16 protein-coding genes are annotated in these 12,811 nt (G+C 32.8%); 3 read left to right on the top strand and 13 right to left on the bottom strand.

The window, feature by feature from the left end; genetic code table 11:
• Positions 1-17: 17 nt before the first annotated feature.
• The 6 genes from ES675_RS11735 to ES675_RS11710 all read right to left on the bottom strand — a co-directional run bounded on the left by ES675_RS11735 (position 18) and on the right by ES675_RS11710 (position 6,324).
• Positions 18-1,385, bottom strand: a complete 1,368-nt coding sequence (locus tag ES675_RS11735) for an exonuclease domain-containing protein (RefSeq protein WP_066251460.1) — start codon at positions 1,383-1,385, stop codon at positions 18-20.
• 50 nt (positions 1,386-1,435) lie between these two features.
• Positions 1,436-2,092: a YggS family pyridoxal phosphate-dependent enzyme gene (locus ES675_RS11730; protein ID WP_066251617.1), complete on the bottom strand. Its 657-nt coding sequence runs from the start codon at positions 2,090-2,092 to the stop codon at positions 1,436-1,438.
• Between the two features lie 8 nt (positions 2,093-2,100).
• Positions 2,101-3,000 (bottom strand): hypothetical protein, encoded by a 900-nt coding sequence (locus tag ES675_RS11725; RefSeq protein WP_066251464.1) that lies wholly within the window; start codon positions 2,998-3,000, stop codon positions 2,101-2,103.
• Positions 3,000-4,238: a DUF1015 domain-containing protein gene (locus tag ES675_RS11720; protein ID WP_066251466.1), complete on the bottom strand. Its 1,239-nt coding sequence runs from the start codon at positions 4,236-4,238 to the stop codon at positions 3,000-3,002. Before ES675_RS11720 ends, ES675_RS11725 begins: the two co-directional genes overlap by 1 nt.
• Positions 4,239-4,319: 81 nt before the next feature.
• Positions 4,320-5,210: a 3-hydroxyacyl-CoA dehydrogenase family protein gene (locus tag ES675_RS11715; protein ID WP_148367465.1), complete on the bottom strand. Its 891-nt coding sequence runs from the start codon at positions 5,208-5,210 to the stop codon at positions 4,320-4,322.
• Positions 5,211-5,364: 154 nt separating this feature from the next.
• Positions 5,365-6,324, bottom strand: coding sequence for a Gfo/Idh/MocA family protein (locus tag ES675_RS11710; RefSeq protein WP_066251469.1), 960 nt, complete (start codon positions 6,322-6,324; stop codon positions 5,365-5,367).
• A 154-nt stretch (positions 6,325-6,478) separates the two neighbouring features.
• On the opposite strand from ES675_RS11710, the gene ES675_RS11705 reads away from it, so the two are divergent.
• The gene (locus ES675_RS11705; RefSeq protein WP_066251472.1) at positions 6,479-7,120 is read left to right on the top strand and encodes a protein-L-isoaspartate(D-aspartate) O-methyltransferase; all 642 of its coding nucleotides are present in this window, start codon (positions 6,479-6,481) and stop codon (positions 7,118-7,120) included.
• Here the strand turns inward: ES675_RS11705 and ES675_RS11700 are convergent.
• The 3 genes from ES675_RS11700 to smpB all read right to left on the bottom strand — a co-directional run bounded on the left by ES675_RS11700 (position 7,117) and on the right by smpB (position 8,649).
• Positions 7,117-7,539, bottom strand: coding sequence for a DUF1648 domain-containing protein (locus ES675_RS11700; protein WP_410491973.1), 423 nt, complete (start codon positions 7,537-7,539; stop codon positions 7,117-7,119). The genes ES675_RS11705 and ES675_RS11700 overlap by 4 nt on opposite strands.
• A gap of 120 nt (positions 7,540-7,659) precedes the next feature.
• Positions 7,660-8,184 carry a hypothetical protein gene (locus ES675_RS11695; RefSeq protein WP_066251478.1) on the bottom strand — a complete coding sequence of 175 codons (525 nt, stop codon included), beginning with the start codon at positions 8,182-8,184 and terminating at the stop codon, positions 7,660-7,662.
• A gap of 9 nt (positions 8,185-8,193) precedes the next feature.
• On the bottom strand, positions 8,194-8,649 hold the full coding sequence (gene smpB, locus ES675_RS11690) for an SsrA-binding protein SmpB (protein ID WP_066251485.1): 456 nt from the start codon (positions 8,647-8,649) through the stop codon (positions 8,194-8,196).
• A 92-nt stretch (positions 8,650-8,741) separates the two neighbouring features.
• On the opposite strand from smpB, the gene ES675_RS11685 reads away from it, so the two are divergent.
• Positions 8,742-9,503: a DUF6503 family protein gene (locus tag ES675_RS11685; RefSeq protein ID WP_066251490.1), complete on the top strand. Its 762-nt coding sequence runs from the start codon at positions 8,742-8,744 to the stop codon at positions 9,501-9,503.
• On the opposite strand, the gene ES675_RS11680 is transcribed toward ES675_RS11685, so the two are convergent.
• Genes ES675_RS11680 through deoC form a run of 3 tightly spaced genes read right to left on the bottom strand, consistent with a single transcriptional unit; the run spans position 9,469 to position 11,372 of the window.
• A complete protein-coding gene (locus ES675_RS11680) occupies positions 9,469-9,984 on the bottom strand; it encodes a phosphoglycerate mutase family protein (RefSeq protein WP_066251620.1) in 516 nt (171 codons plus the stop codon). The two genes, ES675_RS11685 and ES675_RS11680, sit on opposite strands and share 35 nt — an antisense overlap.
• Before the next feature lie 17 nt (positions 9,985-10,001).
• A complete protein-coding gene (deoD, locus tag ES675_RS11675; RefSeq protein WP_066251493.1) occupies positions 10,002-10,700 on the bottom strand; it encodes a purine-nucleoside phosphorylase in 699 nt (232 codons plus the stop codon).
• Between the two features lie 18 nt (positions 10,701-10,718).
• The gene (deoC, locus tag ES675_RS11670) at positions 10,719-11,372 is read right to left on the bottom strand and encodes a deoxyribose-phosphate aldolase (RefSeq protein ID WP_066251495.1); all 654 of its coding nucleotides are present in this window, start codon (positions 11,370-11,372) and stop codon (positions 10,719-10,721) included.
• Between the two features lie 244 nt (positions 11,373-11,616).
• Here deoC and ES675_RS11665 point away from each other — a divergent pair, with 244 nt between their 5' ends.
• Complete coding sequence (locus tag ES675_RS11665; RefSeq protein WP_082985906.1) at positions 11,617-12,246, top strand: OmpW/AlkL family protein; 630 nt, start codon at positions 11,617-11,619, stop codon at positions 12,244-12,246.
• A gap of 55 nt (positions 12,247-12,301) precedes the next feature.
• On the opposite strand, the gene ES675_RS11660 is transcribed toward ES675_RS11665, so the two are convergent.
• Complete coding sequence (locus ES675_RS11660) at positions 12,302-12,688, bottom strand: hypothetical protein (RefSeq protein WP_066251501.1); 387 nt, start codon at positions 12,686-12,688, stop codon at positions 12,302-12,304.
• Positions 12,689-12,811: the final 123 nt, after the last annotated feature.

The raw sequence follows: 12,811 nt of genomic DNA, 5'->3' as shown, positions 1-12,811 counted from the left end.
AAGTTTATAACAACTATTTAGTTATTCAGTTTTATAATTTTCAGTTTTTTATTTTTCCTTATATAACTCTTGATAATATGTTGGGCGTCACGATTGTTTTCCATGGGTGTAATTACAGATTGTAATACATCCATATTCGTTATTTGATAATTTAAATTGAAATACCCTACACCTTTAAAAAGGCCATTTTCAATAAGAATAGCACTGCGTTCATCCACCTCACGCGCGCGATCAATAATAACGATATTTTGATCACTATAGCTATTTTTAGCAATTAACTGTAAAACACGTTTATTATAATCTTCCGGAGATTCCTCTTGTATGCAAGCGCCTAAACATTGTTTAATATCATAATTAAAACAACTATTTTTTGTTGGATAGAGTCCTGTTAATTTCTGACACAATTGAAATTCTTCTACCGCATTAAATAAGAAACTTTTCGCACTTTGTCTATTTGTAAAGGTTGTGATTGGTTTTTTACGACCATCGGCCTTATCTATCATTAAATTAATATATCCATTAGCATCCTTGAAAGAATACAGCGCATGAGTAAAAATATTTCGGCGTAGAGCCCTATTAAATATGGGTTTATTTCGTTTTATTTCCTCGCTTTCTTTTAATAATGCAACCAATTCGCTACCCGTATGTTCGTATGTTACCGCAGCGGCATCCCGTTGAAGTTTTTTTGATTTCGTACTACTGCTGGTAAAATGCTGACTGATTCTGTTTTTAATATTATTGCTTTTTCCAATATAAATAATAGTACCATCTGCATTATAAATGTAATAAACCCCAGTAATATGAGGAAGCTCTTTAATAATGTTTTTTAGGTTAGCAGCAATTTCTTTTTTCGCTTCAACTTGAATAGCATCTTTTACAATTAACTTCTCTAAATCCCTTGAAAGCAACATTTTAAATAATTTCACCGTTGCCATGGCATCACCATTGGCGCGATGTCTGTCGCTTACTGGAATTCCCAATGAACGTGCTAACTTTCCTAAACTGTAAGAGTCTTGTCCTGGAATTAATATTTTTGATAACTCGACCGTACATAGCGTTTTGCGTTTAAACGGAAACCCTAATCGTGTGAATTCAGTTTTTAAAATCCGATAATCAAATTGTGAATTGTGCGCAACAATAATGCAATCTTCAGTCATTTCAACAATACGTTTAGCTACCTCATAAAACTTGGGAGCTGTACGTAACATTTTACTGTTAATACCTGTTAGGTTAACCACAAAGGGCTGAATTTCACGTTCGGGGTTTACTAAACTAATAAATTGGTCCACCACCTTATGACCATCAAATTTGTAAATGGCTATTTCAGTAATACCTTCTTCATTGTATTTTCCACCAGTGGTTTCTATGTCGAGAATTGCGTAAATAAGTTTGCTATTATTTAATTTGTATTAGATGTAATTTGTTTTTTTAAGCTTTAATAATTTCGTTCGCCAAAGATACTACTTCCTACACGAATCATATTACTTCCGCAGTTTATTGCTAACTCATAATCACCACTCATGCCCATAGAAATAATTTCTAAATTAGAGTGAAGGGTTTTGAGTTCGTCAAAAATGGTTTTTAGTCTGTTGAATTCTGCCGTAACTTGTTTCTGGTCATCCGTAAAGGTTGCCATTCCCATAACACCAGTGATCCGAACATTTTGAAGCTCCTTGAAGGCATCAGATTGCAACATGTTTATAGCATCTACTTTTGCCATACCAAATTTAGCATCTTCTTCTGCAATTTTTATCTGTAAGAGGCAGTCTATAACGCGTGTCTCTTTTTTGGCTTGTTTGTTAATCTCTTTAAGGAGTTTAAAACTATCCATGCCATGAATTAAGTTCACAAATGACGCCATATACTTCACTTTATTGCGCTGTACATGTCCAATCATGTGCCAAGAAATATCTTTCGGTAAGGCTTCAAATTTATCAGCCATTTCCTGAATTTTATTTTCGCCAAAAACACGCTGACCAGCATCATAGGCTTCCATAATATCACTATTGGGTTTTGTTTTCGAGACAGCCACAAGTGTTACATGTTCTGGGGTTTGTGTTTTTATATCTAGTAAATTCTGTTTAATGGACATGGTATATGTTATTTTTTCCAATTAAAATCTGATTTTATTTTATTGGCAAATTCTAAATCGCGAATGGGAATTGAAAACAAATCGTCTTGATAGTCTTCCGGAATATCAAAAATGGATATTAAACCGTAGCGCTGATTTTTATAATGAATGAAACTATAATTATCATAATTTTTATAAATGATATAATCTATAGCGTGTTCTAAATAAGCCTTTTTATAAAAGGGTTCAAAAAGTATCCACGTTCTTTCAAAATTACGCTCAATCCCAAAATTTTGATATTCTAATAGTGCGAAACTATTTTGAATTAATGCGAAATTTTTCCCAGTTGGATATTTATCAATTTTTCTGGTTAGTGCATATAACTCAGATAAATTCTCGAATGCTATATCTTCAAATACTTTTTCCTGTTCTTGTTTTTGCACAGAATCTAATGTGACTTTTTGATCCAGGGCATAACGTACCTTGGAATACATGCCTGTTTTGTCTTTTAAACTATTTAACTGTTGTAAATCGGCTTGCTTTAAAAAGTTGTTATCCAACCAGATAAAATGATTTTTCAGGTACATGGGTTTAAACCAATTTGCTAAATCACCAGTTGTAATAGATTCATAATAGGTTTTGTCTTCGGGTTCGTAGGCTAAATTAAAGCCATAATCTCTAACGAGAATCGTTAATTCGGTTTTAAAAAATTCTATATCACCATTTTCAAAACTTCGGTCTAAAAGAAAATACTTTAAATTAGTTTCATAACCATACGTTTCTTCTAGCTTTAATATTTCACTTTTAGCCAATTCATAGTTAGCATATAATGACGGATAAATGATTTCATGAATCGTTGTGTCGCGTACATTTTGAGAACATACAGCGCCTGTAATTATACTAAATATGAGAAAATAAAAGTATTTCATTAAAATTCGTAAATGGTGACACCACTGCGTAATTTAGGCTCAATAAATGTCGATTTTGGTGGCATTTTTAAACCGTCGTCAGCAATTTGTTTCATTTCCTCTATAGTAACAGGAACCATACCAAACCCAACAGAAAAATTGCCGCTATCCACATTATTCTTTATGTTTACAATGTCTTTTTTGCCATTTATATACATAATGCGGTTATCGTTTCGTAAATCTTCAATTCCTAAAATAGGCTCTAAAATGGTTTTAAAAAGAATTTGAGCATCCAAACCATCTAATGAGGTTCCGGTATTGTAGGCCGATTTCCGTAAATAAAGTGAATAAAATTCACCATCTAAATACATGCTAAAATGATGTTTTTTAGACGGTTTATAAGGAATTGTACCGCGATTTTCAATTCGATACATGGTATCTAATTCAATTAAAAACGCTTCTTTAGATAAACCATTCAAATCTTTAATCAACCGGTTGAATTCATGAATCCGTAAATCCGATTCTGGAATCAAATAGCTCATGAAAAAACTATACGGTTCATTGCCTTGATGGTCTGGATTTGCAGCTTTCAAATCCTTATATAACAAATAGGACGATGATGATCTATGATGACCATCTGCAATATAAATATGAGGCATTTTTTTAAATTCTGCTTCAATGCTATCAAGTAGTTCTGGTTTATCAACCTTCCATAAGTAATGCGTATCTCTGTAGGTAGTTGTAAATTCGTATTCCGCGCGTTCCTTTTGTTTTTTAGAAATTATGCCTTTTATAACGGAATTATCAGGATAGGTTAGGAGTACAGGTTCGGCATTAAAACCAACTGTTTTAAGGTAATCTTTAAAAATTACTTCACGATTTTCAATGGTATCCTCGTGTTTTCTAATTACATTATTTTCATAATCTACGGCACTCACAGCAGCTACAATACCATTAAATTCCTGATTTTCCCGATCTACAATTTTATATACGTAATAAGCAGGCTGCTCATCTTGGACAAAAATAGAATCTTCCTTAAATTCCAAATATCTGTTCTTAACTAACGAATAGCGCTCAATGCCAGATATTTCTTTGTCAAAACGATAGCCAGGATTTACTATATGTAAAAATGAAAACGGATTATCGCGTAAACGAGATTCTCGTTGTTCTAGCGTATAGCTTTGATAGGATCGCGCAGCAACAAGACTGACTTTGTCTCGCGTTGGACGAACTGCTTTAAAAGGAATTATTTTAGCCATGTTTACTTTCCGCGAAAGCGGAAATCTCATTTTACTAGTTATTAATTTGTCGTAGTGTCAAGTCACCTCAAACCTCAACTCTTATTTTAGGAACTGCTTCGCCACATGTTCGGCCTTACGACTTTCAGAATAATCATAAAAACCTTCACCAGATTTAACACCTAGTTTACCAGCTCTTACCATATTTACTAACAATGGGCAAGGTGCATATTTTGGGTTTTTAAAGCCGTCATACATCACATTTAGAATAGATAAACAGATATCTAATCCAATAAAATCAGCTAACTGTAATGGACCCATTGGGTGTGCCATACCTAATTTCATAACCGTATCAATTTCTTCAACACCAGCAACACCATTGTATAACGTTTCAATAGATTCATTTAGCATAGGCATTAAAATTCGGTTGGCCACAAAACCAGGATAATCATTAACTTCCGTTGGGGTTTTTCCTAATTTTCTAGATAGATCCATAATGGTATTTGTTACATCATCACTCGTGTTATAACCACGAATAATTTCAACTAACTTCATAATCGGAACGGGATTCATAAAATGCATGCCAATTACTTGACTTGGTCTGTTTGTAACCGCTGCTATTTGTGTAATAGAAATAGACGATGTGTTGGTTGCCAAAATCGTATCTTCTGAACAAGCCTCATCCAGTTGCTTGAAAATTTTAAGCTTCAAATCAATATTTTCTGTTGCTGCTTCCACTACTAAACTCGCATATTCAACGCCTTCAGCCACATCTGTATAGGTGGTAATATTATTTAACGTTTCTTGCTTTTGAGCTTCTGTAATTTTTTCTTTTGAAACCATACGATCTAAATTTTTAGAAATGGTATCCATGCCTCTTTTTAATGAGGCTTCACTAATATCAATTAATTGAACTTTAAAACCGCTTTGGGCAAAGGTATGTGCAATACCATTTCCCATGGTTCCGGCTCCTATTACTGCAATGTTTTTCATAAAAAAAATCTTTTTATTCCTTTCAAAAAAGGAATGCTGTTAATGTTATATTTTTTAGTTCTGGACTAATCTGGAACTGATATGTTTGTTTTTTAAACCTATAGAAATGTATCTTTTTCCACTTCTTCCCGATAGGAAAGTATTAAGAATGGGATTAAAATTGGTCAATTATCATTGTTGCTACACGTAAAGCTTCTGTACCATCATGAAGTGTAACTACGGGTGTGGTGTTGTTGTTGATAGCATCAGCAAAAGTTTCCAATTCGTCTAAAATGGCGTTATTATTTGTTACTTCTGGATTGTCAAAATAGATTTGCTTTTTGATACCTTCAGCATTTTGTAATACCATATCAAAATCACCAGGAATTTCTGGTGCATCCTTCATTTTGACAACTTCACATTTCTTTTCTAGAAAATCAACAGAAATATAAGCATCACGTTGAAAGAAACGTGTTTTACGCATATTTTTTAAAGAAATACGACTTGCTGTTAAATTGGCAACGCAGCCATTTTCAAACTCAATTCGGGCATTGGCAATATCTGGTGTGTCACTAATAACCGAAACACCACTAGCTGAGACACTTTTAACTTTAGATTTCACGACACTCAAAATAATATCAATATCATGAATCATTAAATCTAATACGACAGGAACATCTGTGCCACGCGGATTAAATTCGGCCAAACGATGCGCTTCAATAAACATTGGGTTTTCAATTTTATCTTTAACCGCTATAAAAGCCGGATTAAAACGTTCCACATGTCCAACTTGCCCACGAATATTGTGTTGGGCAAGAAGTTCGCGAATTTCTTCTGCTTCTTCAACCGTATTAGTAATGGGTTTTTCAATAAAAATATGCTTGCCTTGTGCAATCGCTTTTTTGGCACAATCGTAATGCGAAAGGGTAGGAGTTACAATATCTACCATATCAACAGCTGCAATAAGCGCTTCAATAGAGTTGAAGTATTTATATCCAAATTCAGCTTCTACTTTCTTTGCATTTTCTTCATCGGCATCGTAAAAACCAACTAATTCGTATTTATCAGATTGGTTTAATAATCGTAAATGAATTTTACCCAAATGGCCTGCGCCTAAAACACCAGCTTTTATCATTTTTTATCGTTTTGAACAAAAATAAGGTTTTCGCTATTTATTTCTGTGAAAATTGACATAAAATATAAGATTCTAAAATGTGGATAATTTAGACTGATTTTAATTTTAACCCATGAAATGTTTGTGTAATTTTAGACTTTAAAAAAAAGATATTTTGAAGGATACATTTAAGCATAAAGGCATGCGCCAACAGCTAGTTCAGGTTGTTAAAGATAAAGGAATTACAAATACTGAAGTACTAAATGCTATTGGTAAAATTCCGCGTCATTTGTTTATGGATTCTGGTTTTTTAGATCATGCCTATCAAGATAAAGCGTTCCCTATTGCTGCAGACCAAACTATTTCGCAACCGTACACAGTGGCATTTCAATCGGAATTACTACAAATAGAAAAAGGTGATAAAATTTTAGAAATTGGTACCGGAAGTGGCTATCAGACAGCTGTTTTATGTGAGCTTGGTGCACAAGTTTACAGCATTGAAAGGCAGCATGAACTGTTTAAAAAAACAAGTAAATTTTTACCGAAATTAGGATATCGTGCTAAAAAATTAATTTTTGGTGATGGCTACATTGGCCTAAAAGAAGAAGCACCATTTAAAGGAATTATTGTTACGGCTGGCGCGCCGTTTGTTCCTAATCCGTTATTGAGTCAATTGGCAATTGGTGGACGATTGGTTATTCCTGTTGGAGATGATGTTCAAACCATGACCTTATTTATTAGAAAAGGTATCAAAGAATTCGAAAAACATGAGTACGGCGAATTTAGATTTGTACCTCTATTAGAAGATAAAAACTAGATCTTTTTCTTTATTAAACTCAATACGACATATCTTAATGGACCTATGGTCATTAAGATAACAATTCCCATTAATAGGTAATTGGAAAAACGACTTATAGATTCGGTTTTATCTAAGCTGACTTGAACGATTTCAAAAGAAATGATTGCAAATAATAAAGCAATACTGACGTTTAAAAAACGTATTAATCGCGTAGCTTCTACATATAATTTCTTGGCATTTTCGGTGGTAATTTTCTGTGCATAATTAAAAATATGCGGAAATTTATTCAAATAAAAAAGTCCATAAACGGTTGCAAAACCTATTAAATTAAGAAACCAAATACTACTTTTATCGCCATAACGGGTTATTTTCCCAGAATGGTTAAAATGCATCGGAACTTGTTCTGGTAATTGGCTATAATTTAAAATGGTATACAATAGGGCTAGAAGAAGAATTCCAAACGAAAAAACATCGAGAAAAATATCTAATGTCGATTTCTCTAAAGTAATTTTCGGCCTATTCTCATAAAACATATCCTGATAAATAATGTGAGATAATTAATCTGGTAAATAATCGCGTGGAATTGGTTTAGTACGGGTTTCCTGCATCCAATAAACGTTAACAATCCACCAACGTAAACCATCATTCAATAGCTGAATACTTTTAATGCCGCGAAGTGCAGGATAAGGATCTGTAGGGCTATGGTAGGCTTCAAACGTGCTGAAAACATGAGCAATATTACCGAAAACTTCCATTTTTCGATTTATTTCTTTCTCATAATACCCATTTTCTTTTAACCATTCTTCAGAGTTTTTTTTATACTCATCAGGTGTCATGAATTTTGCTAAATGATTCCCGTCTAAACTGGTGCCTGTAGGGATAATTTTTGCGCCTGGATAAAATAAATATTTAAAATCGGACCAATTACGGTCGTATCCTTTTTTACCAGAATTAACGTTGTAAAGTTCATTAATAATAGCATCAACACTACCAACTTTTCGAGAATTTGGATCTAATAGAATTTGAGCATGAATTTGCGAAACAGTCATTAAAAAGACCATAATTACGAGGGTTTTCTTCATGAGTATACTTTAAAAGCTTTTCTTAATACGATCTAAACGGACTTTATTATCCCGATCTTTAATGGTTTCACGTTTGTCGAATAATTTTTTACCTCTAGCCAAAGCAATAACGAGTTTTGCGTAGCCCTTATCATTAATGAATAAACGTAATGGAATAATGGTTAAACCCGTATTTCTAACCTCTTTTTCCAATTTTTTAAGTTCACGTTTGTTCAGTAATAATTTACGTTCTGCTTTTGGTCTGTGGTTATAATATGTGCCATACATATATTCTTCAACCGTCATATTGATAACGAATAATTCGCCTTGTTCATTAAACTCGCAAAAACTTTCTGCTATGGACGCTTTACTATCTCTAATAGATTTTATTTCAGTACCAGTCAATACTATACCAGCAGTGTATTTATCTAAAATTTCATATTGAAATTTAGCCTTTTTATTCTTTATGTTTATGGTATTCTGCATAGAATTCAAAGGTAAATAAATTATGATTGCTTTTCGAATTTATGCTGTAAGTATTCATTAGATTTACGACAGAAATTAGAAATATATTAAACATGAAACATATAGCCCTTATATTAATCGTTTTATTTATGGCTAGTTGTGAGTCTTCTAAAAAAGAACTGACAGCTAACGAAATTGTAAAAAAAGCCATAAAAGTTGCTGGTGGTAATAAGTTGGACAGGTCGTCTTATTCCTTTCAATTTAGAGATATACAATATCATGCCGCTCGTTATAATGGTTATTATTCTTTGATTAGGGAGTTTCATAAAGATTCTGTTGGGTTTGTTCAAGACTATATTGATAATAATGGATTTGAACGATATATTGACGAAAAACAGGTTATGTTAGCTGATACTACTGCAGCAAAATTAAGTGCGTCTGTGAATTCAGTTCATTATTTCGCCATACTACCTCATGGTTTAAATGATGCTGCTGTAAATAAGCAATTAATAGGGAAGGTTACAATAAAAGACGTGCCATACTACAAAATTAAAGTCACTTTTAATGAAGAGGGTGGCGGAGAAGATTTTGAAGACGAATTTATATATTGGATTCAAACCAAAACCTTTAAAGTAGATTATTTAGCCTATTCGTATCAAGAAGAAGATGGCGTTGGATTTCGTTTCCGTGAAGCCTTTAACGAACGCTATGTAGCAGGTTTGCGCTTTGTGGATTACAATAATTATAAATCAGAAGCCGAAGGTGTTTCAGTAGAAGATTTGGATGATTTGTTTGAAAAACAACAATTAAAATTGCTCTCTAAAATAAAATTGGAGAATATCATTGAGGGTCCACATTCAGAAGTAAATCCGTGATCATGGTATTTGTAATCGTTAGGATGTACAAATTTCCATTGTTACTATCATCAATATCTTGATAACTTTCAGTTCCTAAAAATTTATTTACAAATTTGGGTGTCGTATCACTATGGCCAACAATAAGCACGTTGTTACCTCTATTTTCTCTTAACAATTTATCAGCATTTAATGTGTTAGCATCGTAAATCTGAATTTTTAGATTATTGTTTTTGGCCGTTGGTGAAGCTGTTTCAATAGTTCGTGTATAATCAGTTGAATAAATAGCATCAAATTTCACATTTTTAAGAACTTCCGCCCAGTATTTGGCTCTCTCGTTTCCTTTAGCTGTTAAATGTGGGTTTTTGTTTTCTAGATTGCTTCGGTCTTTTTCTGCGTGACGTATAAAGTAGAGAGTTGTTAATGTGGTATCATCCGATTTTATTGCACAACTTGATACAGTAAAGAAACCAATAAGAATAAGAGGTATTAAAAATTTCATATGCATCATATTTATGATTAAGCTAAATCTAAAGCAATAGAAATCATGTCTTTAAATGTGGTTTCGCGTTCTTGACTTGTGGTACGTTCACCAGTTACTAAAGAATCTGAAATGGTTAAAATAGTCAATGCATTAACATTGTGTTTGGCAGCAATGGTGTATAATCCAGCGGTTTCCATTTCTACACAAAGGACACCAAATTTAGACCACTTTTTATAAGACTCAAAATTGTCGGCATAAAACTCATCCGAAGTAAAAACGTTTCCTGCTTTAATAGGAATGTTTTTGGTTTTGGCTATATCAACTGCCTTTTGGAATAAATTATAATCGGCGGTTGGTGCGTAATCGGCACCACCAAAACGTAATTCATTAACACCAGAATTTGATGATGCAGCCATGGCTAAAACAATATCTCTAACTTTTACATGTTCTTGGTATGAACCAGCGCTACCAACACGAATTAAGTTTTTTACACCAAATTCATTAATAAGTTCATGTGCATAAATAGAAATGCTTGGAACCCCCATTCCGGTACCCATAACAGATATTGGTTTCCCATTAAAAGTTCCTGTATAACCAAACATATTGCGGACTTTATTGAAACATTTTGGGTTGTCTAAAAACGTTTCGGCTATCCATTTTGCACGAAGTGGATCGCCAGGTAAAAGAATGGTTTCAGCAATTTCTCCTTTTTTGGCTTCAATATGTACACTCATAATCTGATTGATTTTTTGTTATTGCTTGGCTAATTCCTCCATTATAGAAACACCTGATGATGCACCTATTCTGTCTACACCAGCTTCAATATATTTTTTAGCAGTTCCTAGATTACGAATACCGCCTGATGCTTTTATTTTTGCACCATCTTTTATCGTTTTACGAATCATTTTAACAGCCGTTAATGTAGCACCACCTTTTGAAAATCCAGTTGATGTTTTTATAAAATCGGCTTTAGCATCCAGACAAATCTGACAAGCTTTAATGATTTCGTTTTTTGATAATTCACTAATTTCTAATATTACTTTTAACGTTTTAGCGCCAATAGCCACTTTTACATCGCGAATATCTGTATAAACATTAACGTAACTTTTGCTTTTAAGCATACCAATATTAATAACCATATCAATTTCATCAGCACCATCTTCAATAGCTTTCTTTGCTTCAAAAACTTTTGTTTCGGTTGTCATGGCTCCTAATGGAAAGCCAACAACAGCACATACTTTAACATTGGATTTTGTTAAAAGTTCTTTAGCTAAAGGTACATAAAAACCATTAACACAAACACTAAAGAAACGATGTTCTTTGGCTTCGTCACAAAGGGTTTTTATTTCTTTTTGTGTAGCAGTAGGTTTAAGGAGTGTGTGATCAATATAATTATTAATGTTCATGATTGAGATAATTAGGTTAAGGTGCTGTAAAAATACGATTAACTGCTTATCTTTTTAACTTAATCGATAAACTTTATTAAAAATTTAGCAAATTTTATACGGGTTTAGAATGTTTAATTTATTTAGCAAATTTAGTTCATTGACTCATAGCATATTAGTGGGTGGAATTTTCATCTATGATTTTTGTCAGTATTTAAAGGTTTTATTGAAATTACTTTTGAGGTATAATTTTAAACTTTATATCATGAAAAAAATAATTTTTAGTGCATTATTAGTGTTTGCATTTGTGTTTAATGCGCAGGCTCAAGAGGTTCAATCTTCCAATGATGATTACAGTAAGTGGCAAGCACGTTTTAGAGTGATTGCTGTTATCCCTCAACCAGGAGATAATTTACCAGGTGCGGATGTGGATATTTCCACGACTTTTGTTCCAGAATTAGATTTTACATACTTCTTTACTAAAAACATAGCTGCTGAATTAATTTTAGCAACTACTAAACACGATGTGGAAGTTGGTAACAATTTAGGAACAACCGATTTAGGTCATGCGTGGTTATTGCCTCCAACATTAAATTTACAATACCACTTTTATTTTGGTGATTTTAAACCTTATTTAGGTGCTGGTATTAATTACACCATTTTTTACGGTATAGATGAAGGTGATGTTGTTGATATGGACTATGAGAACACGGTTGGATTTTCATTTCAAGTAGGAGTTGATTACAATCTAAATGACAAGTGGTTTTTAAACCTAGATGTGAAACAATTATTAATTTCAACAGATGTTGAAGTAAATACTGGAGCAGGTATTTTACCAGTAGAGGTAGATATTAACCCATTAGTAGTTGGTTTGGGTATTGGTAGAAAATTCTAATTGACTTGCTAAATTATCAAAATAGAAAAAGCCGCTTGTATGCGGCTTTTTCTATTTATGAATTTGTTTTTTCTCTAATAAGACAATGAATCCAATTAATAGCATCACCTAAACAATCGAATATTTCATAAGGTTTATCATAAAAATTACGTTCATATTCGGCATTCTTTCGCATAATTTCGGTTTCAGGAATTATAGCCATAGCTAATAAATTGGGGATTTTTTCCGTTTCAACATAAGTCAGCGGGTCTACTGAATAGGAGTTTACGCGATTGGATATATAGCCAATATGTTTACCTAAAAAATGCTTTTCAATCACTTCTTTTAAGTTTGTATTATGTTCTGGATGGATTTCCATGCCTTCACCTATTTGGCAAATAAGAAAATCGTCAAAAACAAAAATTTCAGCACCTGGTAAATCGTAATAATGAAACATGCCCATATCTTTTGTTTTAATTTTAAGCTAAAATAAACTTACGCTATTTTATTCTTAAATGTTGATTTTAATGTTATAACTGTATATACTAAGAAAATAAGCAAAAATTTTTGAAATGCAAAATCTCAA

Origin of the sequence: Algorimicrobium algoritergicola (assembly GCF_008086165.1) — a bacterium.
In the GTDB taxonomy this organism is placed as follows: Bacteria; Bacteroidota; Bacteroidia; order Flavobacteriales; family Flavobacteriaceae; genus Algorimicrobium; species Algorimicrobium algoritergicola.
Note: the sequence above shows the minus strand (reverse complement) of the source record. Positions and strands in the feature narration are given on the sequence as shown.